We start from the raw sequence: 22,601 nt of genomic DNA on the forward strand, positions 1-22,601 counted from the left end.
AGCGACTTGCATGCCGCGGCAGGCGTGCGGATGGCCAAAGCCATTGATGATTTCTGGGCGGCATTTCGATGCGCTTTGCGCATCAAAGCCGCCAGGGTCAATGCGCTGTCGCTGTGGTGACAGCACGCGTGCGCGGAAACCCGTGCGCGCAGGCCTTCCAGGCCAGCCACAGCGCGGGCACCAGCAGCACGATCAGCGACCAGGGCAGCGCGCCCGCGCCCCGGCTCTGCAGCAGCAGGCCGCCGATCAGCCCGCCGCCCGCAATGGCGATGTTCCATGCCGTCACCACCATCGACTGCGCCACGTCCGCCGCGTCGCCCGCGGCCTGCGCCGAGGCCGTCTGGAACAGCGTGGCTGCCCCGCCGAACGCCACGCCCCACACGGCCACCGCCACGAACACCACCGGCTGCGAACCCGTGAGCGCGCCCAGCAGCAGCGCGGCCACGGCAAAGGCCGCGGTGCCGGCCAGCACCAGCTCGCGCAGCCAACGGTCGATCAGCACGCCCGTCACCCAGATGCCCGCCAGCGAGGCCCCGCCGAACACCAGCAGCACCAGGTCGACCCGCGCGCCGAGCCCGGCGTGCGCGAGAAACGGCGCGATGTAGGTGTAGAGGATGTTGTGCGCCAGCACGAAGGCCAGCATCACCGCCAGCACCGGCCGCACGCCCGGCAGCAGGAAAACGCGCCGCACGCCCTGCTGGCGGCCCGCCGCCTGGCCGGGGAAGTCGGGCACCTGCCAGCGCACCCAGCCCAGCAGCAGCACCGAGAGCGCCGACATGATCAGGAACGCCGGGCGCCAGCCCACGCCGTTGCCCAGCAGCGTGCCGGCCGGAATGCCCAGCGACAGCGCCAGCGGCGCGCCCAGCATCGCCACGGCGATCGCGCGGCCCTGCATCGACGGCGCCACCATGCGCGCCGCCTGCCCGGCCAGCAGCGCCCACAGCAGCCCGGCGAACACGCCCGCGAAGAAGCGCGCGACCAGCGTCAGCGCGTAGCCGTGCGACAGCGCGGTGACCGTGTTGACGATCGCGAAGCCGCCGATGGCCAGCAGCAGCAAGGGCCGGCGGCGCCAGCTGCGCGTGAAGGCCACCAGCGGAATGGCCGCCACCAGCGAGCCGATGGCGTACACCGTCACCAGCTGGCCGACCAGTGCGGGCGTGACGCCCAGGCTCGCGCCGATCTGCGGCAGCAGGCCGGCGGGCATGGCCTCGGTCAGCACCGTGATGAAGCCGGCGGCGGCCAGCGCGAGCAGGCCCAGCAGCGGCAGCCCGGCCTCCGGGCGATGGGGTGTGTTCTTTTCATGCATGGACGGCGTCCCGCAGGTCGGCCACGAAGCGGCCCGACATGCCTTCGTAGAGCGTGTTGGTGAAGGCCACCACGCTGAGTTCGCGGGCGCGGTCGACGAACCACGCATGCCCGTAGGCGCCGCCCCATCGCCACGTGCCCACCGATTCCGGCGACGCCGCGGCCCCCGGGTCGTGCAGCACCGAGAAGCCCAGCCCGAAGCCATAACCCGGTGCGTCCGCCGGTCCCCAGGCGCCCGTGTGGTTGCGGCCCATGTCGTCCACCAGCGCTGGCGGCAGCAGCGGTGCACCACCGCCGCGCAGGGTTTCGAGCAGGCGCATGAAGTCGCCCGCGCTGCCGACCATGCCGGCGCCGCCCGAAGGAAACGCCGTGGCGTCGACGGCCCGCGCCGGGTCGAAGCGGATGCCGACGGTGCCCTCGAAAGACGCGGCGACGGTGGGCCCGCTCATGCGCCGCGGCGCCGTGCCCGGGGTGTTCACATAGGGCGTGGCCAGCCGGTCGTCGTGCGGCGCGGCGAAGAAGCCGGTGTCGTGCATGGCCAGCGGGCCCGTCACCAGGGTGCGCACCGCGTCGGGCAAGGGCGCACCGCTGGCCGCCTCGACCACGCCGCCCAGTACATCGGTGGCCAGCGAATAGAGCCACGCCGTGCCCGGCGCGTAGAGCAGGGGCACCTGCGCGATGCGCCGCAGGTTCTCGGCCAGCGTGAGGCCGCTACCGTCCATGCCGTCGGACACGCCGGCCTGCGCATGGGGGCCGTCGTCCGTGGGTTCGAAGAAGCGGTAGCCCAGGCCGGCCGTGTGCGTCAGCAGCTGCCGCAGCGTGAGGGTGGGAGCGCTGCCGTCCGGCAGGCGCGGGCGAAAGTCCGGCAGCCAGCGCGTGACCGGGTCGTCCAGGCCGAGCCGGCCCTGGGCCGCCAGCACCATCGCGGCGGTCGACACGATCGGCTTGGACACCGAGGCCAGCCTGAACAGCGCGTCCTCGCGCATCGGCCGGCCGGCCTCGCGGTCCGCCAGTCCGGCCGCGCGGCGGTGCACCAGGCGCCCGCCGTGGGCCACCAGCACCACCGCGCCGACCAGCCGCTGGTCGGCCAGTGCCTGGTCGAGCACCGCGTCGATGCGCGACGGGTCCGGGCCACGCCAGCCGGCGGCTGTCGTGGAAGAACAAGAAGGGGAAGAAGGGGGAATTTCGTTGGCGAATGACATGCCGCCAACGATAGGAAGAAGCCGACTCCGGAAAAAGGGGGATACAGTTCCGCTCAATACGGACACCGATGTCCGCAATGGAGCGCCCGCATGGACAGCCTCAGCGGCTTCACCGTCTTCATCCAGGTGGCCGAAACCCGCAGCTTCGTCACCGCCGGCCGCGCGCTCGGCGTGTCGGCGTCCGCCGTGGGCAAGCGCGTGGCGCGGCTCGAAGAGCGGCTGGGCGTGCGGCTGTTCCACCGCAGCACGCGCAGCATCACGCTCACCGCCGAGGGCACGCTGTTCCTCGCGCGCAGCCGCCGCGTGCTGGCCGAGATCGAGGCCGCGGAGCAGGAGCTGTCGCACTCGGCCGGCGCGCCGCGCGGCAAGCTGCGGGTCAGCCTGCCGCTGGTCAGCTCGCTGGTGCTGCCGGTGCTGGCCGACTTCATGCGCGACCACCCGGCCATCGAGCTCGACCTCGACTTCAGCGACCGGCTGGTCGACGTCATCGAGGAGGGCTTCGACGCCGTGGTGCGCACCGGCGAGCCGGCCGATTCGCGGCTCTCGGCGCGCCGGCTCGGCGTTTTCTCGCAGCTGCTGGTGGCCTCGCCCGACTACCTCGCGCGCCACGGCACGCCGCAGACGCTGGCCGACCTCGCCGGCCACGCCTGCCTGCATTACCGCTATCCCGCCACGGGCAAGGTCGAGGTCTGGCCGATGCGGCCCATGCCCGACGGCAGCGAGTGCCGACCGCCCGTCTCCATGATCTGCAACAACATGGAAACCCGCCTGTGCTTCGCCGAGCGCGGGCGCGGCATCGCCTGCCTGCCCGACTTCAGCGTGCGCGCCGCGCTGGCCGCGGGCCGGCTGCGCAGCGTGCTGCCGGGGCTGGTGCGGCCACACACCATCGGCCTGGGCGTGCTGTGGCCTTCGGGGCGGCATCCGTCGCCCAAGCTGCGGGCCTTCGTCGACTTCCTGGGCGCCCATCTGTTCGCGCCGCAGGACGAAGCCTGTATGGGTATCCAGTTGTTTGGCGGCGACTGACTACAATCCGCCCCCATGGCGACTCCCCCCAAGACTCCCCCCAGTTCATCGTCCGCGTCCTCCGGCTATTCCGAGGGCTCCATCCGCGTGCTCAAGGGCCTCGAGCCCGTCAAGCAGCGCCCGGGCATGTACACCCGCACCGACAACCCGCTGCACATCATCCAGGAAGTGCTCGACAACGCCGCCGACGAGGCGCTGGCGGGCTACGGCAAGAAGATCAAGGTCACGCTGCACGCCGACGGATCGGTCAGCATCGAAGACGACGGCCGCGGCATTCCGTTCGGCATGCACCCTGAAGAACATGCGCCCGTGGTCGAACTGGTGTTCACCCGGCTGCACGCCGGCGGCAAGTTCGACAAGGGCTCGGGCGGCGCCTACAGCTTCTCGGGCGGCCTGCACGGCGTGGGCGTGTCGGTGACCAACGCGCTGTCCAAGCGGCTCGAGGTCACCTCGCACCGCGAAGGCTCCATCGCCAGGCTGGCCTTCAGCGCCGGCGACGTGATCGAGCAGCTCGAAATCCGCAAGCTCGAGGCCGGCGAACGCAAGCAGGGCACCACCGTGCGTGCCTGGCCCGACGCCAAGTACTTCGAGACCGCCGCGCTGCCCATGGGCGAGCTCACGCACCTGCTGCGCAGCAAGGCCGTGCTGATGCCCGGCGTGAGCGTCACGCTGGTGAACGAGAAGACCAAGGAAAGCCAGCAGTGGCTCTACAAGGGCGGCCTGAGCGACTACCTCATGCAGACGCTCAACGGCGACCCGGTCATTCCGCTGTTCGAAGGCAGCGGCCATGCCGACAAGAACGCCGACAACTTCGCCGAAGGCGAGGGCGCCGACTGGTGCGTGGCCTTCACAGAAGACGGCCAGTCGGTGCGCGAGAGCTACGTCAACCTGATTCCCACCAGCGCCGGCGGCACGCACGAAAGCGGCCTGCGCGACGGCCTGTTCACCGCGGTGAAGGGCTTCATCGAGCTGCACTCGCTGCTGCCCAAGGGCGTGAAGCTGCTGCCGGAAGACGTGTTCGCGCGCGCCTCCTACGTGCTCAGCGCCAAGGTGCTCGACCCGCAGTTCCAGGGCCAGATCAAGGAACGCCTGAACTCGCGCGACGCCGTGCGCCTGGTGTCCAGCTTCGTGCGCCCCGCGCTGGAGCTGTGGCTCAACCAGCACGTCGACTACGGCAAGAAGCTCGCCGAACTCGCCATCAAGGCCGCGCAGACGCGCCAGCGCGCCGGCCAGAAGGTCGAGAAGCGCAAGGGCTCCGGCGTGGCCGTGCTGCCCGGCAAGCTGACCGACTGCGAGAGCAAGGACATCAGCCACAACGAGGTGTTCCTGGTCGAGGGCGACTCCGCCGGCGGCAGCGCCAAGATGGGCCGCGACAAGGAAAGCCAGGCCATCCTGCCGCTGCGCGGCAAGGTGCTCAACACCTGGGAGGTGGAGCGCGACCGGCTGTTCGCCAACACCGAAATCCACGACATCTCGGTGGCCATCGGCGTCGACCCGCACGGCCCCACCGACTCGCCCGACATGAGCGGCCTGCGCTACGGCAAGGTCTGCATCCTGAGCGACGCCGACGTGGACGGCTCGCACATCCAGGTGCTGCTGCTCACGCTGTTCTTCCGCCACTTTCCCAAACTCATCGAAACCGGCCACGTGTATGTCGCGAAGCCGCCGCTGTTCCGTGTCGACGCGCCTGCGCGCGGCAAGAAGCCGGCCTCCAAGGTCTATGCGCTGGACGAGGGCGAACTGACCGCCACGCTCGACAAATTGCGCAAGGACGGCGTGCGCGAAGGCGCCTGGAGCATCAGCCGCTTCAAGGGCCTGGGCGAAATGAGCGCGGAACAATTGTGGGAAACCACGCTCAATCCAGACACCCGGCGCCTGATGCAGGTCCAATTGGGGCGGTTCGACTTCACGTCCACCCAGGGCGAGATCACCAAGCTCATGGGCAAGGGCGAAGCGGCGGCGCGCCGCGAGCTGATGGAGCTTCGCGCCGACGACGTCGACATCGACGTCTGATTCCGACCGGAATATTCCTCACGACAGGACATGAACGGGCACAAGATCATTTGCGGTTCGCTGGCAGGGGGCTGCGCTGCAGGCGCCATCGGCATGCTCGTCGCAGAGGGCGACCCGGTGCGCGAGGTCGCGAACAGGTTCTTTGCCGGCGTCGGCGTGCTGCTGGCGCTCGTGTTCGTCTGGGCGGGCTGGTGGGACGACGCGGCCGACGACAACAAAGCCGCGGCCGGCCGGGCGGAGCGCACGGCGGCCACCGGTTGGCTGTGGTTGCGCCGGCTCGCCTGCTGGGGCGCCGCGTGCGTCGCCTGGCTGATGGCCGCGACCCTGCTCGCCGACGGCCTCCAGCCCGGGCAGGTGCCCGGCTTTCTCATGGCCGTGGCGCTCGGCGCCATGCTGATCCGGGCCGGCCTCAAGGGCTTCGGCCGCAAGCGAGGCATGGGCGACGATGCCGCGGTCCACGCCGAGCGCCGCAAGCGCTACGGCTGGTGGTTCTGAGGCCCGGGCCCGCACCGTCATGACCCGCTGGCTCCGTCCGTTCGCGCTGTGTGCGGCACTCGTGCTGTCGCAGCAGGGCGCACACGCGGCCGACATCTACGGCTACATCGACAGCAAGGGCGTGGCGCACTTCGCTTCCGAGAAGATCGACGAGCGCTACCAGATCTTCTTTCGCGGCGGCCAGAGCTTCGACACGGCGCAGGGCCTGTCGCCGCTGGGCCGGGGCGGGCGCAAGCTCGACGGCAAGGTGCCGCCGGCCTCGCAGACGCTCCTGGCCATGTTCGAGGCCTCGCCCAGCTACAAGACCGCCAAGGCGGCGCTGCGCGATGCGTCGAGCAAGCATGCGATCGACTACGAGCTGCTGCAGGCGCTGATCGCCACCGAGTCGGGCTTCGACGCGCAGGCCGTCTCGCCCAAGGGCGCCATGGGCCTGATGCAGCTCATGCCCGCCACCGCGCAGCGCTACGGCGTCGCGGCGGACAAGCGCAGCACCATCGAGAAGAAGCTGTTCGACCCGCGCATCAACATCGCCGCCGGCTCGCGCTACCTGCGCGACCTGATCGCCATGTTCCCGGGCCAGATCGAACTGGCACTCGCCGCCTACAACGCGGGCGAGGGCGCGGTGCAGCGCGCGGGCAACAAGATCCCGAACTACAAGGAAACGCAGAACTACGTGCAGACCGTGCTGCAGCTCTATGCGTACCTGAAGCCGTCGGTCGCGGCCACGGGCGGGCGCGGCAGCATGGGCGGCATGAGCGGAGCCGGTGGCGCGGCCCGCGGCGGCAAGGCGCCCGGGCGCATCCGCATGGAGCTGACGGTGCCGCAGGGCGGCGCCATCGGCCGCGGCAACATGCCCTCGGACGCCCCGCGCAGCCTGCCCGCCATGCCAGACGTTCCCGACATTCCCGACATTCCCGGAGCGCCCGCCGGGCCCACCGGCGCCGCCGAAGCGCCGGGCGCGCCCCTGTCCTGATGGAGGCCGCCGCCATGCACCGCCGAAGCTTCGTCCTTGCGACAGCCGCCTGCGCCATGACGGGTGCCGTCACGCGTGCCGCGCACGCGCAGCACGCGGCCACGCACGACACCCTGCCGGGCGTGCCGTCGTCGGCCGAGCCCTACGCGCGCCTGCAGGGCGGCGTGCCGCACCACATGACGCCCGAGCAGGAGTCGCAGCGCTTCACCGACAGCCCCGCGCCGGCCGGCCCGCAAGGCCGCTGGACGCCGCGCGCGGCGCTGCCGATCCCGCGCAGCGAGATGGCCTGGGCCACCGCCGCGCAAGGGCGCATGCACGTGGTCGGCGGCTACGGCGAAGGCAAGGTCAACCGCGACTACCACCACATTTACGACCCCCAGGCCGACCGCTGGCTCGACGGCGCGCCGCTGCCGCGCGGCGCCAACCACGTGGCGGTGACGGCCGAAGGCGGCCGCGTGTATGCGCTCGGCGGCTTCGTGGAGCAGAACCGGCGCTCCGACACCCACGCCTACGTCTACGACATCGCGGCCAACCGCTGGAGCGCCATCGCGCCGCTGCCGCGCCCGCGCGGCGCCGCCGCGGCGGTGATGCTCGACGGCGCGCTGCACCTGATCGGCGGCGCGTCCGAGCCCGCGGCGGAGCGCGCCAGCGTCGGCTGGCACGAGGTCTACGACCCCAAGGCCGACCGCTGGACGTCGGCCAAGCCGCTGCCCGGCGCGCGCGACCATGTGGGCTGCGTGGCGCACGGCGGCCGGATCCACGTGGTCGGCGGGCGCTTCAACACCTTCGAATACAACACCGACCTGCACCACGTCTACCTGCCCGCGCGCGACACCTGGGAGCTGCGTTCGCCGCTGCCCACCGCGCGCTCGGGCCACGGCCTCGTGGTGTACCGCGGCCGCTTCTTCGCCATGGGCGGGGAAGGCGGCACTCTCGTGGGCGGCGTGCCGCGCCAGGCCCGGGTGTTCGGCCAGATGGAAAGCTACGATCCCGTGGACGACACCTGGCAGCGCCATGCACCCATGACCACGCCGCGCCACGCCGTGGGCGCGGCCGTCATCGGCGACTGGATCTACGTCGCGGGCGGCGGCGCGGTGCTCGGCGGCGCCGTGCAGTCCGCGGTGCACGAGGCCTTCACACTGGGCTGAGCGCGAGCTTCGCGCCCAGCCTGCAGCAACTGTTTTTCTCACCAGCTCTTTCATGGACTCTCAACCTCCGCTCGACCTCCAGGGGCCCACCGATGGCGACACCACCCTGACGCTTGCCGACTACGCGCAGACCGCCTACCTCGAATACGCGCTCAGCGTGGTCAAGGGCCGCGCGCTGCCCGATGTGTCCGACGGCCAGAAGCCGGTGCAGCGCCGCATCCTGTACTCGATGTCGCGCATGGGCCTGGGCTTCGGCGGCACCAACGGCACCGTGGGCGCCAAGCCCGTGAAGAGCGCGCGCGTGGTCGGCGACGTGCTCGGCCGCTTCCACCCGCACAGCGACCAGGCCGCGTACGACGCGCTGGTGCGCATGGCGCAGGACTTCTCGCAGCGCTATCCGCTGGTTGACGGCCAGGGCAACTTCGGCAGCCGCGACGGCGACGGCGCCGCGGCCATGCGCTACACCGAGGCGCGCCTGGCGCGCATCACCAGCCTGCTGCTCGACGAGATCGACGAAGGCACGGTCGACTTCATTCCCAACTACGACGGCAGCACCGAGGAGCCGCGCCTGCTGCCCGCGCGGCTGCCCTTCACGCTGCTGAACGGCGCGAGCGGCATCGCCGTGGGCCTGGCCACCGAAATTCCGAGCCACAACCTGCGCGAGATCGCCGACGCCTGCGTGGCGCTGATCAAGTCGAACGGCAAGCTCAGCGAAGAAGAGCTGCTGGCCATCGTGCCCGGCCCCGACTATCCGGGCGGCGCGCAGATCATCAGCAACGCCACCGACATCGCCGATGCCTACCGCACCGGCCGCGGCTCGCTCAAGGTGCGCGCGCGCTGGAAGATCGAAGAGCTCGCGCGCGGCCAGTGGCAGCTGGTGGTCAACGAGCTGCCGCCGGGCGTCAGCACGCAGAAGGTGCTCGAGGAAATCGAGGAAATCACCAACCCCAAGGTCAAGGCCGGCAAGAAGGCGCTCTCCGCCGACCAGACCCAGCTGAAGGCCGCGATGCTGTCGGTGCTCGACGTGGTGCGTGACGAGTCCAGCAAGGACGCCGCCGTGCGCCTGGTGTTCGAGCCCAAGACCTCGCGCATCAGCCAGGAAGAGTTCATCACCACGCTGCTGGCGCAGACCTCGCTGGAGACTTCGTCGTCGATCAACCTGACGATGGTCGGCATCGACGGCAAGCCCACGCAGAAGTCGCTGCGCCAGATCCTGAACGAGTGGATCGCGTTCCGCGAAGTCACCGTCGAGAAGCGTTCGCGCCACCGCCTGAACAAGGTGCTCGAGCGCATCCACATCCTCGAAGGCCGGCAGCTGGTGCTGCTGAACATCGACGAGGTGATCGCGATCATCCGCGCGGCGGAAGACCCGAAGGCGGCGCTCATCGCGCGCTTCAACCTCAGCGAACGCCAGGCCGAAGACATCCTTGAAATCCGCCTGCGCCAATTGGCGCGGCTGGAGGCCATCAAGATCGAGCAGGAACTGAAGGGCCTGCGCGAAGAACAGAAGAAGCTCGAGGACATCCTCTCCAGCCCGGCCACCTTGCGCCGCCTGCTGGTCAAGGAAATCGAGAGCGACGCCAAGACCTTCGAGGACCCGCGCCGCACGCTCATCCAGGCCGAGAAGCGCGCCGTGGCCGAAGTGAAGGTGGTCGACGAGCCCGTCACGGTCATCGTGTCGCAGAAGGGCTGGGTCCGCGCGCAGAAGGGCTGGGCCAGCGAGAAGGCCGCAGCCAACGGCGCGAACGGAGAGAAGGCCGCCGCGCCCGAGTACAGCTTCAAGTCGGGCGACGCGCTCTACGGCGCCTTCGAATGCCGCAGCGTCGACACGCTGCTGGTGTTCGGCTCCGCCAAGGACAAGAGCGTGCGCGTGTACACCGTGCCCGTGGCCTCGCTGCCCGGCGCGCGCGGCGACGGCCAGCCCGTCACCACGCTCATCGAGCTGGATGCCGGCACGCACGTCACGCATTTCTTCGCCGGCCCGGTGGGCGCCAGCGTGCTGCTGGCCAACACCGGCGGCTACGGCTTCATTGCCACGGTCGAGAACATGATGTCGCGCCAGCGCGGCGGCAAGGCCTTCATCGACGTGGGCGAGGGCGAGCAGATCTGCCGGCCTTCGCTGGTGGGCGGCGCCAGCGGCGCCGAGCCGATGCCCGCGGCCACGCACGTGGCCTGCGCCTCGACGGGCGGGCGCATCCTGACCTTCGACATCGCCGAGCTCAAGAGCCTGCCCAAGGGCGGGCGCGGCCTCACGCTGATCGACCTGGAACCCAAGGACACGCTGGCCGGTGCCGCGGCCTACACGCGCAGCGTGCGCATCGAAGGCATCGGCCGCGGTGCCAAGGAGCGCGAGGAGACGCTGGAAATCCGCACGCTCAACAACGCCCGCGGCAGCCGCGCGCGCAAGGGCAAGGCGGCCGACCTGGGCTTCAAGCCGTCGAGCGTGGTGCGGGTGCTGTGATGGGCGGCATCGACGTCAGCGTCATCGGCATCTTCATCGCCGTGGTCACGGGCCTCGGCAGCTACGTGGTGGGCCGGCACTTCCGCCAGAAGCGCGCGGCCAAGAAACGCGAGAAGGACCGCGTCGCCTCGCAGGCGGGCGAGACGCGCCAGGTTCGCCGGGCGCGCGAGCGCAAGGAGCGCGGCTAGGCGGCAGTGGGCTGCAGGCAGTGGGCAGGGGGCAGGGTTGGCAGTTGGGAGCGATGGCGTCCCCGCTGCCTTGTGAATCCTGCGCGCTCTCGCTCTATTGCCGCGACAGGCCCAGCGCGTCGAGGATCTCCTTCTCGTGCTTCATCGCGTCCACCGCAAAGGCGCGATAGTCCTTCGCGCTCCTGTAGTCCGGCTCCATCTCGTAGCGGGCCAGCACGTCCTTGAACTCCTTCGTCGCCATGGCCTGCTTGAAGGCATCGTGCAGGCGCGCGGCAATCGCGGGGTCGAGGCCCCGCGGTCCCACCAGGCCCCAGGGCGAGGTCTGGACGATGTCCACGCCGCTCTCCTTGAGCGTGGGCACGCCGGGGTAGCGCGCCATGCGCCGGTCGCCCCACACCGCGATGAGGCGCAGCTTGCCGGAGTCCACGTAGGGAACGAACGCCGAGGTCTCGGCGGCCAGGTCTCGGCGGCCGAGTCGACCTGCCCGGCCACGATGGCCTGCAGCGATTCGGCGCTGCCCTTGTACGGGATGTGATTGAGCTGGATCCTGAAGTGCCGCGAGATCTGCTCCATCGTCAGGTGGTTCGTGGTGGCGATGCCCGGCGTGCCGTAGGTCAGCTTGCCGGGGTTGGCGCGGGCCTGCGCCACGTAGTCCTGCAGCGTCTTGATGGGCGAGCTCGCGGGCACCACGATGCCGAAGGCATAGCCGGTCAGGCCGATGACGTAGCTCAGGTCCTTGGACGGATGATGAGTTCCTTGGTGCGCCCCGAGATGAACAGCGCGCCGTCGCTGTCCTGGCGCGCGAGATCGCCGGTGTTGAACCAGCCCTCGCCGTCGATCGCCGCGGCCGTGAGCTCGGGGCTGCGGTAGTAGCCCTTCATCACGCCGGGGCCGCGCACCCACAACTCGCCCGTGCCGCCGGCGTTCACGTCGTGCCCGTCGGCGGCGCGCACGCGCAACTCGACCCGCCCGATCGGCGGCCCCACGGAGCAATCGCCGCGCGGCGACGCCAGCCGCGTCTGCGAGATGGTGGGGCCGGTTTCGGTCAGGCCGTAGCCGTTGTGCAGCGTCTGGCCGAAGGCGCGCTCCACCTCGGCCTTGAGGCTGGGCGTCAGCGGCGAGCCGGCCACGCTGATGAGCCGCAGGCGCGGCGCGTCGATCGCCTGGATGGCCTCCATCGCCGCGTTGTTCTTGCGCGCCCATTCCAGCAGCCGCGCGAACAGCGCCGGCACGCCGGTGAAGATGGTGACGCCGTCGTGCCGCAGCGCGCGGGCCGTGGCCTCCACGGCTGCTGCAGTTCCTTCGGCGACTGGCGCGGCGAGGTGAACGCCATCGCCTCGCCGCTGCGCGTGGGCAAGGGCATGCCGCTGATGGTGTTGAGCGCGGCCGGCCCGCGCTCGATGCCGCCGGAGGTCTTCATGCAGGAGGTGCGCCCGCAGCTGCTCGAGACGGTGCATGCGATCGAGCGGCATTTCCGCAAGACGAGCTGATGTGCTGTCCCGCCGATACGTGAGCAAAGTCGATGGAGCTTCTCGACAATCGAATCGACGGTGGCAGTTCAGCGGAGCAGGGCACTAGTTCGGCTCGTCGTCCATGCGCGGCTGTGATTCGCGCGTGAGCGTCTTGGCCAGCAATCGCAAGGTACTCGCGCAGGCTGCAGTGGCCTCGGAAAGAACGGCACCGCGCCGATAGGCCAACCCCAGGTCCATCGAGGGCACCGCGCTCGACACCACCGTTCTGCGAATGCGCCCGCCGTCGTGCGACCAAGGGCGAAACACCAGGTCCGACAGGATGGTCACGCCCACGTTCTGTGCCACGAGGCTGCGCACGGCCTCGATCGATTTGGTGCGGAACACGACCTTGGGCTTGAGCTTCATTGCGCCCCAGTAACGGCCCACGGTACTCACGTGCTCGTCCATGTCCAGCAGCACGAAAGGCAGCTCCGCGATCTCGCGCAGCGACACCGACTTCTGCGTCACCAGCGGATGGTCGAACGACGTCCACAACCGGCGCTCCGACTTCAGCAGGTTCTCGCGTCGAATGTCCGGCGCGCGCGAGAGATTCGACACCAGCACGACGGCCAGGTCGAACTCGCCGCCGCGCAGGCCATCCTCGATCTCGAGCCGGTTGCGCTCCACGGGTTCGAACTCGACCAGTGGCAATTGCCGGCGCATCGCGCCGATGATTTTCGGCAGCATGTACTCCGACACGGTGTCGGTGATGGCGATCTGCACCCGCCCCTCGACCGAAGACACGGAATTGCGCGTTTCCTCCACTGCCGCCTCGAGCGTGCGCAGCATGTGTTCGGCATGCCGTAGAAAACCCTCGCCCTGCACCGTGAGCCGCAACCCTTCGGAGTGACGTGTGAAGAGCTGCACCTTCAGCGTGGACTCGAGGTTCTTGAGCGACGTGGTCAACGAGGGCTGGCTTACATAGCAGCGCTGGGCCGCGCGAGACACCTGCCCCGTGTGCGCGGCGGCAGTGAAGTGCTGCAGTTGCTTGATGGTGATCGACATAGGTCCATCCTATATCTCTCTATTGAAAATAGAAATTATGAATTCTCGGCGGCAGTTCCTAACATCTGCGCAGCACGTCATTTCAGGCGTGTGACGAGGACGCCCACCGTTCCAGCAGCAGGAAAAATCCCATGCCATCGACATTGCAGACTTCCGCCGGCCCCGGCGCTCGCCCCCCTCGACCTGAAGAAGCCAAGGCCGACGCCGGGCTGCTGAGCCGCCTGGGACTGCGCTTCACGGCTTGGGCCGAGCGCTGGTTCCCCGACGCCTTCGTGTTCGCGGCCATCGCCGTGGTGGTGGTGGCGGGCGCCGCCATGCTCAACGGGTCCAGCCCGCAGGCGGTGGCCAGATCCTTCGGCGACGGCTTCTGGAGCCTGATCGTCTTCACGATGCAGATGGCGCTGGTGGCCATCGGTGGCTACGTGGTGGCAACCTCGCCGCCGGCAGCGCGGCTCATCCGCAAGCTGGCCGCAGTGCCCGTGTCGGGCAGGCAGGCCATCGCCTACGTGGCCGCCATCAGCATGATCCTGTCGCTCTTCAACTGGGGCATTTCGCTGATCTTCAGCGCGCTCTACGTGCGCGCGCTGGCCGGCCGCCTCGACCTGCGCATGGACTACCGGGCCGCCGGCGCCGCGGCCTATCTCGGCATGGGCGCGACATGGGCGCTCGGGCTCAGCTCGTCGGCGGCGCAGCTGCAGGCCAACGCCAGCAGCCTGCCCAAGAGCATCCTCGACATCACCGGCGTGATCCCGTTCAGCCAGACCATCTTCCTGTGGCAATCGGCCGTCATGGCGCTGGTGCTGATCGTGGCGTCGGTGGCCGTCGCGCTGTGGTCCGCGCCCGGCGCCGCGCACGCGGTCACGGCACAGGACCTGGGCGTGGACCTCGGCGAAGCGAAGCCGGCAACGGCGGAGCCCGCCGAGCGCCGACCCGGTGAATGGTTCGAGCGCAGCCCGCTGCTCACGCTGCTGCTGTGCGCGCTGGGCTTCGGCTGGCTCGCGCAGGAGTTCATGGCCAAGAGCCCGTTGATCGCGATTTCCGGCCTGAACACCTACAACCTGTTGTTCCTCATGATCGGACTGCTGCTGCACTGGCGCCCGCGCAGCTTTCTTGACGCGGTGTCACGCTCGGTGCCGTCCACGGCTGGCGTGATCATCCAGTTTCCGCTGTACGGCGCCATCGCGGCCATGCTGACCGGCGCCAAGGGCGACGGCGGCATCACGCTGTCGGACCGCATCGCACACCTGTTCGTCAGCATCTCCAACGTCGACAGCTTCGCGGTGGTGATGGGCGCGTATTCCGCGGTGCTGGGCTTCTTCATTCCCTCGGGAGGCGGGAAGTGGATCATCGAGGCGCCCTACGTCATGCAGGCGGCCAACGACCTGAAAGTGCACCTGGGCTGGGCCGTGCAGGTCTACAACGCGGCCGAGGCGCTGCCCAACCTGATCAATCCGTTCTGGATGCTGCCATTGCTGGGCGTGCTTTCGCTGAAGGCACGCGACATCGTGGGCTTCACTTTCCTTCAGTTGCTGGTGCATGCGCCGCTGGTGCTCTTCATGCTCTGGTTCTTCGGCCGAACGCTGAGCTATGTCGCACCGGCGATCCCTTGATGCGCGGCGTGGGGCAGGGGAACGATCGACAACAACGATGACCACTCCAACGGAGATCAAACAGGGCTACTGCACGCTTTGCCGCTCGCGCTGCGGCACGCTCAACGAGGTGCGCGGCGACATGCTGGTGGCGGTGCGGCCCGATGCCTCGCACCCTACCGGCCAGGCGATGTGCATGAAGGGAAAGGCCGCCCCCGAGCTGGTGCACAGTCCACATCGTCTGCGTTATCCGATGCGCCGCACGAACCCCAAGACCGACCCGAATCCAGGCTGGGTGCGCATCGGCTGGGAAGAAGCGTTGGCCGAGACCGCGCAGCGCCTGAACGCCATCAAGGCCGAGAGCGGGGCCGAGTCGGTCGTGTTCGCCGTCACCACGCCGAGCGGCACGCCGCTGACCGACAGCATCGACTGGATCGAGCGCTTCGTGCGTCTTTTCGGCAGCCCGAACATCTGCTACGCGACGGAGGTCTGCAACTGGCACAAGGATTTCGCGCACGCCTTCACCTTCGGCTGCGGCATGCCTGCGGCCGACTACGCGCAGGCCGAGCTGATCGTGCTGTGGGGCCACAACCCCGCGAACACCTGGCTGGCGCAGGCCAACGCCATCGGCCGGGGGCGCGCGAACGGCGCGAAGATGGTGGTGATCGATCCGCGCCCCACGGCACTCGCGCGGCAGGCCGATGCATGGCTGCCCGTGCGGCCCGGCACCGACGCGGCACTGGCGTTGGGGCTGGTTCACTTGCTGATTGCAGACGCGCGCTTCGACGAAGGCTTCGTGCGCGAGTGGACCAATGCGCCGCTGCTGGTGCGGGGCGACAACGGACGCTTCCTGCGTGAGCAGGACCTGTGGCCCGATGCCGAAGACAACCGATTCGTGGCGTGGAACGACGCGCTGAACTGCGCGGTGCCTTATGACACCGGGCAGATGGCCAAAGCCCAGGGCGCGGCTCACTTCCGTCTGCGCGGCGCGGTCAAGGTCGACGCGTGCACACAGCGCCTGTCATGCTCCCCGGCGTTCGAGCTTCTGGCCCAGGGCTGCGCTGCCTACACACCGACGGATGTCGAGCGCATCACCGGCGTTCCCGAGGCCTCGCTGCGCGTCGTCGCCGACCTCTTCGGCAGCTGCCGCCGCGTGGCCTATCACGCCTGGACCGGCATCGGACAGCACACCAATGCGACGCAAGCCGAGCGTGCGGTCGCCACGCTGTATGCGCTGTGCGGCAGCTTCGACCGCATCGGCGCGAACCGTGTTCGCGTCGGCCCGCGTGTCAATGCCGTCAACGCGCTCTCGCTGCTGCCCGATGCGCAGCGCGCCAAGGCGCTCGGCCTGCAGGAGCGCCCCATCGGCCCACCCGCGCACGGCTGGGTGACAGCGCGCGACACCTATAGGGCGATTCTCGAAGGAGAGCCCTACAAGGTGCGCGCGATGATGGCCTTCGGCACCAACTTGCCCGTGTCGCAGGCCGACACCGCGCTCGCGCATCGGGCGCTGTCGCAGCTCGAATTCCACGTGCACTGCGACCTGTTCGAAACACCCGCAGCCAGATATGCCGACATCCTGCTGCCGGTCAACACGCCATGGGAGCGTGAAGGCCTGCGCATCGGCTTCGAAATCGACGACCGCGCGGCCAGCTGGGTGCAGTTGCGCCAGCGCATGGTCGCGCCGCGCGGTGAATCGCGTTCCGACAACGAGATACTGTTCGAGCTGGCCGGCCGGCTCGGCATGGGCGACGACTTCTTTCGCGGCAGCCTCGACGCCGGCTGGAACCACATGCTCGCGCCGCTCGGCCTTACGGTCGACCAGTTGCGCTCCCGGCCCGAGGGCATCGCTTGCCCCATCGACGCGGGGGAGCAAAAGTACGCCCGCGCCACCGTCGACGGCGTGCGCGGCTTCGACACCCCGACACGCCGCGTCGAGCTCTATTCCGAAACCCTGCTGCACCACGGCCAGCCGCCCATCGCCAGCTTCGTCGAACCCGCAGACACGCCGCGCGATGCGCAGGCCACGCGGCAAGGCCGCTTCCCCTATGTGCTGAGCTCGGCCAAGAACGGCTTCTACTGCCACAGCCAGCACCGCAGCCTGCCGTCGCTGCGCAAGCGCGCGCCCGAGCCGGTGGCCGAGCTGAGCCCCGCGCTGGCGCTGGCCAAGGGCATCGCGGACGGCGACTGGATGCGCATCCGCACACGCGTGGGCCAAGCCCGTTTTGTCGCGCGCATCACGCCGCAACTGGCGCACGACGTCATCGTGGCCGAGTTCGGCTGGTGGCAGGGCTGCACCGAACTCGACCGCGGTGGCTTGCCGGTCGAAGGTGCATTGAGCAGCAACTTCAACACCCTGATCTCCGCCGACAGTTGCGACCCGGTGAGCGGCTCGGTGCCGCACCGCTCCTTTCTTTGCGACATCGAACGCGACCCCGCCACCGAGACACGGCAGCGCAAGTGGCAGGGCTTTCGTTCGTTCCGCGTCAGCGAACTGCGGCCCGAGGCGCAGGGCGTGTTGGGCATTCACTTCGAGCCGGTCGACGACGGCGAGTTGCCCGACTACCGTCCCGGCCAGCACGTTGAGGTGCAGCTGCATCTGCATGACGGCACGCAGATCACGCGCGCCTATTCGCTCACGGGCGCGGCCGAGATGCACGGCCGGCGTGGCTACAGCGTGGCCGTGCGCCATCAGCGTGGCCGCTCGGCCGATGGCATGCCGTTCGAAGGGCGTGTGTCCAGCCACCTGCACCGTGCGCTGAAGGTCGGCGACATCATCGGCCTGCGCGCGCCGTCGGGCGGCTTCGTGCTGCCGCGCCAATCGCCGCAGCCGTTGGTCTTCTTCGCGGGCGGCATCGGCATCACGCCCTTCATCAGCCTGCTCGAATCGCTGCCCGATGGCGCGACCGATCCGGCTGTCTGGCTCTACTACGCCAACCTGAACAGCGAGACCCACGCGTTCAGGAAGCGCATCGCGCAGCACCTCGCGCGGCTGCCGCAACTGCGGGTCATCGATCATTACAACGCACCGCTGCCGACGGATCGCCAAGGCATCGACTACCAGTCGGACCGCTATATCGACGCGAGCGTGGTGGACGACGCGCTGATCGCCCGGCGCGCCCGCTTCTACATGTGCGGACCGCCCGCCATGATGGACGCCGTGACCGCCGGGCTGGAGGCGAGAGGTGTTCCGCGCTTCGACATCTTCAGCGAGGTGTTCCGCTCGCCTGCCGCTGTGCCCACCGATGGCGACCAGCACTTTGCTGTCGGCTTCGCGCGCTCGGGCCGCGACCCCGTGACGTGGACACCCGCGCAAGGCACCTTGCTGACGTTCGCCGAATCGCTCGGCCTGCAGATGGCCAGCGGCTGTCGTGTGGGGCAATGCGAGAGTTGCGCCGTGCGCCTGCTGGCGGGCAAGGTCCGCCACCTGCACGGCAGCGAGCCTGAAGACCCGGCCATGTGCCTGACCTGCCAGGCCGTGCCGCTGGAAGACGTCGTGCTCGATGCATGACGGCTCTTGCGCACTTCATTCATTTCACTTTCTCGATCCGCACGCACATGAAATTCATCGACACCGAAAGCACCCGCCGGGCGCTGCCCTTCGACCGCCTGATTCCGGCATTGCGCGAGATGTTCGTCGAGGGCTGCGAAGTGCCCTTGCGGCACACGCATTCGCTCCAGGCTGCGACGGACGGCCCACCCCAGACCGTGCTGATCATGCCGGCGTGGCAGCACGATCGCTACCTGGGCATCAAGACCGTCGCCATCTTCCCGGGAAATTCGGAACGGGGCCTGCCGGGCCTCTTCTCGACCTATGTGTTGTACGACGCGCGCACGGGTGAGCCGCTGGCGCAGATCGACGGCAACGAGATCACGTCACGCCGCACGGCGGCCGCATCGGCGCTGGCCGCGTCCTACCTCGCGCCGCCGGATGCGCGCAGCCTGCTGGTCGTCGGCTGCGGCCGTGTCGGCAGCCTCGTTCCCGAGGCTTTGCGCGTCGTGCGTCCCATCGAACGCGTGATGGTGTGGGACCGTGACGAATCGGCGGCGTCGGTGCTCGCCGCGCGCTTGCGCGCACAGGACATCGACGCGACCGTCGCATCCGACCTTGGCAGAGCGGCCGGCAACGCCGACATCGTGAGCTGCGCCACGCTTGCCACTCAGCCGGTGATCCAGGGTGCGTGGTTGCGCGCGAGCAACCATCTGGACCTGATTGGCAGCTTCACGCCGCAGATGCGCGAAGCCGACGACGCCTGCTTTGTGGGCGCGCGCCTGTTCGTCGATACGCCGGAGGCGCTGCAAAAAAGCGGTGACCTGCTTGGGCCGATGTCGCGTGGCGTCTTGGCTGCCGGCGATGTGGCCGGAACGCTGTCCGAACTGACGGGCGGCAAGGTGCAGGGGCGAACCGAAGCCCATGGACGGACTGTCTTCAAGGCGGTCGGTACCGCGCTCGAGGATCTTGCCGCCGCGATGCTGGTATTCAGGAGTTGTTCCTAGGCAGAGACGCTCCCGTGGGTCGTACCGGCTTGGGCACAGGCCGTGCCCGTCGACGTTGCTCGCACATCACTGAGACAGGACACTTGCCCCCCGGCCTGGCTACTTCAGCCCCACCCACCATCGCGTGTTGGTGCGCGCCTGCCCCACGGTCACCACCTCGCCGATCACCGGCGTCGCCAGCTCGATCTTCTTCGCCTCGGTGAGGTCCGCGATGCGGTCCAGCGGGTCGTGCCAGGTGTGGAAGGCGAGGTCGAAGGTGCTGTTGTGCACCGAGAAGAACACCTTGCCGCGCAGGTCCTCGAAGGCCTGCACGCTCTGCTCGGGCGTCATGTGCACGGCGGGCCACATGGCGTCGTAGGCGCCGTTTTCCATCAGCGCGATGTCGAAGCCGCCGAAGCGATCGCCGATCTGCTTGAAGCCGGGGAAGTAGCCCGAGTCGCCGCTGTAGAAGATGCGCTGGTCGCCGCTTTGCACCACCCACGAGGCCCACAGCGTGCGGTCGCGGTCGCCCAGCGTGCGGCCCGAGAAGTGCTGCGCGGGCGTGGCGGTGAGCTTCACGCCGTCGTGCTCGCCGCCTTGCCACCAGTCGAGCTCGGTCACGCGTTCGGCCGGCACGCCCATGACCACCAGCCGCGTGCGCACGCCCAGCGGCACGAAGTAGCGCTTCACGGTCTTCGAGAGGTACTCGATGGTGGCCACGTCGAGGTGGTCGTAGTGGTCGTGCGAGAGGATCACGCCCTCGATGGGCGGCAGCTGCTCGAGCGTCATGGGCGGCTGGTGGAAGCGCTTGGGCCCGGCCCATTGCACCGGCGACACGCGCTCGCTGAACACCGGGTCGATCAGCCAGTACTTGCCGCGCAGCTTGAGCAGGTGCGACGAATGGCCCAGGCGCGCCACGTGGTTGGTGTTGGCGTCGAGCGCGTCGAGCGTGGCCCTGTCGAGCGGTTTCACCGGAATGGGGTCGACCGGCACGCTGTCGACTTTGCTGCCGACGATGAAGCGCGACCAAATGCGCCAGGCGCTGGCCTGCGCGGGCAGGTCGGGGTTGGCCATGTTGTGGAAGCCGCCGTCCTTGAATTGGGGCGAGCTGTCGTAGCGGGCTTCGCCACCGGCGGCGCCGCAACCGGCGACGAAGGCGCAGCCGGCTGCTGCCAATGCGGTACTGCGGCGCAGGAGTTGCGGCAGGTAGGAGCCCTGCGAGCCTGATTCATCAGCCATGGGAGAGCCTTCTTGCTTGTGTTTGTCGAATGGCTGGAGATTAGCCATGGCGGGTGTTTCAATGGTTTCAGCCGTAGAAACATTCGGGGCGCAGGGGCATATCTCTCTTGATGCTCTTGGCCGTGGGGTGCGTGCGAAGAGCACCCGGTCGGCGTGGGCGCACCCCGCACCACGCGAGGCGTTCGAACCCGGTCCTACGCCATGCGCTGTATGGCAGGCAGCAACAAACCGATTCACACTGAAAAGCTTCATCGGCTTTTCGAAGAGACGGGCACGTTCATGAGCAGCAATCGCTATCCCATCATCTACGTGCGCGGCTACGCCATGACCGAGGCCGAACGCGACGACACCGCGGCCGACCCGTTCTGCGGCTTCAACCTGGGCTCCACGGTGTACCGCGCCACGGTGAAGAAGGAAGCGCCCGCGCAGAAGTTCGTCTTCGAGTCGCCCGTGGTGCGCCTGCTGGCCGACTACCAGTACCAGAGCGTCTACCAGAACGGCCTGGACATCCTCGACCCCGACTGGAAACCCTCGCCCGACGAAACCGGCAAGGACGTGGACGGCCTGCCGTCGGCCTCGATCATCATCTACCGCTACTACGACGCGGGCTCCGAGCTGCTCGGCGACGGCCAGTCGAAGGACGTGAAGGTGTACGCGCAGGGCCTGAGCCAGCTGATCCTGCGCGTGCGCGAGCTGGTGGTGCAGCGCGAAGGGCCGGGCTATTCGGCCGGCGACTTCCGCTGCTACCTTGTCGCGCATTCGATGGGCGGGCTGGTGGTGCGCGCCTTCCTGCAGAACACCTCGCTCGGCGACGCGGCGGCGCGCCAGTGCGTCGACAAGGTGTTCACCTATGCCACGCCGCACAACGGCATCGACATGGGCGGCATCAACGTGCCGCCCTGGCTCACGGCGGCCGAGATGAACACCTTCAACCGCGAGAAGATGTCGGAGTTCCTGGACACCGCGCCGGTCAACGGCCGCATGGACTACCTGCCGGCCAGCGCGTTCCCGGCCGAGCGCGTGTTCTGCATGGTCGGCTCCAACCGCGGCGACTACGAAAGCGCCAAGGGCCTGGCGCGCATGTTCGCGGGCCACGGCAGCGACGGGCTGGTGCGCATCGAGAACGCCTCGCTCTGGACCAGCGACGCCGCGGGCAAGACACAGCCGGTGGCCACCGCCTACACCTACCGCTCGCACTCGGGCTTCTTCGGCATCGTCAATTCCGAGGAGGCGTACCAGAACCTGGTGCGCTTCCTGTTCGGCGACGTGCGGGTGGACCTGTGGTTCGACGTCGACGGCGTCACCTTGCCGCCCGACCTGCCCGCCGGCGCCGACGTCGATGCGCTCTACCAGGTCGAGCTGCTGGCCGCGCCGCGCGGCAAGCGCTGGTACCTGAGCCGGCGCGTGGCGGAAGAAGACTCGCCCGCCTGCCGCACGCACAAGGAGCTGACCAACCCTGCCACGGCGGACCGGCGCGCCATCTACCTGTCGACCGTGTTCCTGGCGAACAGGGCGCGCGTGAAGCAGGACCGCCCCACGCTGGCCTACGCCATGACGCTGGGCGTGCGCGTGCCCGACTACCAGGTCAACAACAAGTTCTGGCTCGACGGCCACTACGAGGGCAGCTCGCTGTTCCGCGACACGCTGGTCATCGAGATCGCGCCGCCCGCGGCGGACGACCCGGCGCAGGACTGGAACGTCAAGTACGGCTGGCAGACCGACACGGCGGGGCAAGCCTCGCTGCCCATCAGCCCCAAGCAGCTGGCCGGGGGCAAGCTGCAGTTCGTGGTGCCGTTGTCGAGCCTGGGCGCCGCGCCGTCGGCGCCGGGCATCAGCGGCAAGGTCAGGCTGGAGGTCAGCGCCTGGGAGTAGGGCCTGGGAGTAGGGCCTGGAGTAGCGCCGAGAGGAGGACCTGGGGACAGCGCCAAGGGGAGGGTTCCGGTAAGCCCGGGGTCAGGCCGGAGCGGTCACAA

18 protein-coding genes and 1 pseudogene are annotated in these 22,601 nt (G+C 69.1%); 12 read left to right on the forward strand and 7 right to left on the reverse strand.

The features are described 5' to 3' along the window. Positions 1-97: 97 nt before the first annotated feature. Together BM004_RS19205 and BM004_RS19210 are read right to left on the reverse strand one after the other, a co-directional pair. Complete coding sequence (locus tag BM004_RS19205) at positions 98-1,306, reverse strand: MFS transporter (protein ID WP_093215838.1); 1,209 nt, start codon at positions 1,304-1,306, stop codon at positions 98-100. After that, entirely contained in the window at positions 1,299-2,507 is a 1,209-nt protein-coding gene (locus BM004_RS19210) for a serine hydrolase domain-containing protein (protein ID WP_093215841.1), read from the reverse strand. Before BM004_RS19210 ends, BM004_RS19205 begins: the two co-directional genes overlap by 8 nt. Before the next feature lie 90 nt (positions 2,508-2,597). Here BM004_RS19210 and BM004_RS19215 point away from each other — a divergent pair, with 90 nt between their 5' ends. From BM004_RS19215 to BM004_RS19245, 7 genes are read left to right on the forward strand one after another with little or no spacing between them, the layout of a single operon-like run. Continuing rightward, positions 2,598-3,530 carry a LysR family transcriptional regulator gene (locus BM004_RS19215; protein WP_093129627.1) on the forward strand — a complete coding sequence of 311 codons (933 nt, stop codon included), beginning with the start codon at positions 2,598-2,600 and terminating at the stop codon, positions 3,528-3,530. A gap of 15 nt (positions 3,531-3,545) precedes the next feature. Further along, entirely contained in the window at positions 3,546-5,543 is a 1,998-nt protein-coding gene (locus BM004_RS19220) for a DNA topoisomerase IV subunit B (RefSeq protein WP_093215843.1), read from the forward strand. A 30-nt stretch (positions 5,544-5,573) separates the two neighbouring features. Continuing rightward, entirely contained in the window at positions 5,574-6,038 is a 465-nt protein-coding gene (locus BM004_RS19225) for a hypothetical protein (RefSeq protein WP_093215846.1), read from the forward strand. Between the two features lie 19 nt (positions 6,039-6,057). After that, on the forward strand, positions 6,058-7,011 hold the full coding sequence (locus tag BM004_RS19230; RefSeq protein WP_093129630.1) for a lytic transglycosylase domain-containing protein: 954 nt from the start codon (positions 6,058-6,060) through the stop codon (positions 7,009-7,011). A 14-nt stretch (positions 7,012-7,025) separates the two neighbouring features. Then, a complete protein-coding gene (locus BM004_RS19235) occupies positions 7,026-8,159 on the forward strand; it encodes a Kelch repeat-containing protein (protein WP_093129935.1) in 1,134 nt (377 codons plus the stop codon). Positions 8,160-8,211: 52 nt separating this feature from the next. After that, a complete protein-coding gene (gene parC, locus BM004_RS19240) occupies positions 8,212-10,620 on the forward strand; it encodes a DNA topoisomerase IV subunit A (protein WP_093215848.1) in 2,409 nt (802 codons plus the stop codon). Beyond that, positions 10,620-10,808, forward strand: a complete 189-nt coding sequence (locus BM004_RS19245) for a hypothetical protein (protein WP_093215851.1) — start codon at positions 10,620-10,622, stop codon at positions 10,806-10,808. Before parC ends, BM004_RS19245 begins: the two co-directional genes overlap by 1 nt. A 94-nt stretch (positions 10,809-10,902) precedes the next feature. Here BM004_RS19245 and BM004_RS42015 read toward each other — a convergent pair whose 3' ends face one another. From BM004_RS42015 to BM004_RS19255, 3 genes and pseudogenes are all read right to left on the reverse strand, one after another. Continuing rightward, a complete protein-coding gene (locus BM004_RS42015; RefSeq protein ID WP_256219956.1) occupies positions 10,903-11,235 on the reverse strand; it encodes a tripartite tricarboxylate transporter substrate-binding protein in 333 nt (110 codons plus the stop codon). Between the two features lie 92 nt (positions 11,236-11,327). Then, a pseudogene (locus BM004_RS42485) lies at positions 11,328-11,498 on the reverse strand (tripartite tricarboxylate transporter substrate-binding protein); the annotation flags it as partial. A gap of 38 nt (positions 11,499-11,536) precedes the next feature. Further along, entirely contained in the window at positions 11,537-12,094 is a 558-nt protein-coding gene (locus tag BM004_RS19255; RefSeq protein ID WP_256219957.1) for a class I adenylate-forming enzyme family protein, read from the reverse strand. Positions 12,095-12,130: 36 nt separating this feature from the next. Here BM004_RS19255 and BM004_RS42020 point away from each other — a divergent pair, with 36 nt between their 5' ends. Beyond that, the gene (locus tag BM004_RS42020; protein ID WP_256219958.1) at positions 12,131-12,298 is read left to right on the forward strand and encodes an IclR family transcriptional regulator; all 168 of its coding nucleotides are present in this window, start codon (positions 12,131-12,133) and stop codon (positions 12,296-12,298) included. Positions 12,299-12,382: 84 nt separating this feature from the next. Here the strand turns inward: BM004_RS42020 and BM004_RS19260 are convergent, their stop codons facing one another. After that, positions 12,383-13,324, reverse strand: a complete 942-nt coding sequence (locus BM004_RS19260) for a LysR family transcriptional regulator (protein WP_093215856.1) — start codon at positions 13,322-13,324, stop codon at positions 12,383-12,385. Between the two features lie 131 nt (positions 13,325-13,455). On the opposite strand from BM004_RS19260, the gene BM004_RS19265 reads away from it, so the two are divergent. Genes BM004_RS19265 through BM004_RS19275 form a run of 3 tightly spaced genes read left to right on the forward strand, consistent with a single transcriptional unit; the run spans position 13,456 to position 19,410 of the window. Next, complete coding sequence (locus BM004_RS19265) at positions 13,456-14,934, forward strand: short-chain fatty acid transporter (protein ID WP_256219959.1); 1,479 nt, start codon at positions 13,456-13,458, stop codon at positions 14,932-14,934. Positions 14,935-14,971: 37 nt separating this feature from the next. Beyond that, positions 14,972-18,424, forward strand: coding sequence for a molybdopterin-dependent oxidoreductase (locus tag BM004_RS19270; RefSeq protein WP_093215858.1), 3,453 nt, complete (start codon positions 14,972-14,974; stop codon positions 18,422-18,424). A gap of 47 nt (positions 18,425-18,471) precedes the next feature. Continuing rightward, complete coding sequence (locus tag BM004_RS19275; RefSeq protein ID WP_093215861.1) at positions 18,472-19,410, forward strand: bifunctional Delta(1)-pyrroline-2-carboxylate/Delta(1)-piperideine-2-carboxylate reductase; 939 nt, start codon at positions 18,472-18,474, stop codon at positions 19,408-19,410. A 99-nt stretch (positions 19,411-19,509) separates the two neighbouring features. On the opposite strand, the gene BM004_RS19280 is transcribed toward BM004_RS19275, so the two are convergent. Beyond that, the gene (locus BM004_RS19280) at positions 19,510-20,628 is read right to left on the reverse strand and encodes an MBL fold metallo-hydrolase (protein WP_093215863.1); all 1,119 of its coding nucleotides are present in this window, start codon (positions 20,626-20,628) and stop codon (positions 19,510-19,512) included. 279 nt (positions 20,629-20,907) lie between these two features. Here BM004_RS19280 and BM004_RS19285 point away from each other — a divergent pair, with 279 nt between their 5' ends. Then, positions 20,908-22,500 (forward strand): esterase/lipase family protein, encoded by a 1,593-nt coding sequence (locus tag BM004_RS19285; protein ID WP_093215865.1) that lies wholly within the window; start codon positions 20,908-20,910, stop codon positions 22,498-22,500. Positions 22,501-22,601 lie beyond the last annotated feature (101 nt).

The organism is Variovorax sp. OK212 (assembly GCF_900112425.1).
Classification (GTDB): domain Bacteria; phylum Pseudomonadota; class Gammaproteobacteria; order Burkholderiales; family Burkholderiaceae_C; genus Variovorax.

Excerpts from the sequence above, each read along its gene's own strand:
- BM004_RS19205 (WP_093215838.1), bottom strand. The coding sequence starts at position 1,306 with ATGCATGAAAAGAACACACCCCATCGCCCGGAGGCCGGGCTGCCGCTG.
- BM004_RS19210 (WP_093215841.1), bottom strand. The coding sequence starts at position 2,507 with ATGTCATTCGCCAACGAAATTCCCCCTTCTTCCCCTTCTTGTTCTTCC.
- BM004_RS19215 (WP_093129627.1), top strand. The coding sequence starts at position 2,598 with ATGGACAGCCTCAGCGGCTTCACCGTCTTCATCCAGGTGGCCGAAACC.
- BM004_RS19220 (WP_093215843.1), top strand. The coding sequence starts at position 3,546 with ATGGCGACTCCCCCCAAGACTCCCCCCAGTTCATCGTCCGCGTCCTCC.
- BM004_RS19225 (WP_093215846.1), top strand. The coding sequence starts at position 5,574 with ATGAACGGGCACAAGATCATTTGCGGTTCGCTGGCAGGGGGCTGCGCT.
- BM004_RS19230 (WP_093129630.1), top strand. The coding sequence starts at position 6,058 with ATGACCCGCTGGCTCCGTCCGTTCGCGCTGTGTGCGGCACTCGTGCTG.
- BM004_RS19235 (WP_093129935.1), top strand. The coding sequence starts at position 7,026 with ATGCACCGCCGAAGCTTCGTCCTTGCGACAGCCGCCTGCGCCATGACG.
- parC (WP_093215848.1), top strand. The coding sequence starts at position 8,212 with ATGGACTCTCAACCTCCGCTCGACCTCCAGGGGCCCACCGATGGCGAC.
- BM004_RS19245 (WP_093215851.1), top strand. The coding sequence starts at position 10,620 with ATGGGCGGCATCGACGTCAGCGTCATCGGCATCTTCATCGCCGTGGTC.
- BM004_RS19260 (WP_093215856.1), bottom strand. The coding sequence starts at position 13,324 with ATGTCGATCACCATCAAGCAACTGCAGCACTTCACTGCCGCCGCGCAC.
- BM004_RS19265 (WP_256219959.1), top strand. The coding sequence starts at position 13,456 with ATGCCATCGACATTGCAGACTTCCGCCGGCCCCGGCGCTCGCCCCCCT.
- BM004_RS19270 (WP_093215858.1), top strand. The coding sequence starts at position 14,972 with ATGACCACTCCAACGGAGATCAAACAGGGCTACTGCACGCTTTGCCGC.
- BM004_RS19275 (WP_093215861.1), top strand. The coding sequence starts at position 18,472 with ATGAAATTCATCGACACCGAAAGCACCCGCCGGGCGCTGCCCTTCGAC.
- BM004_RS19280 (WP_093215863.1), bottom strand. The coding sequence starts at position 20,628 with ATGGCTGATGAATCAGGCTCGCAGGGCTCCTACCTGCCGCAACTCCTG.
- BM004_RS19285 (WP_093215865.1), top strand. The coding sequence starts at position 20,908 with ATGAGCAGCAATCGCTATCCCATCATCTACGTGCGCGGCTACGCCATG.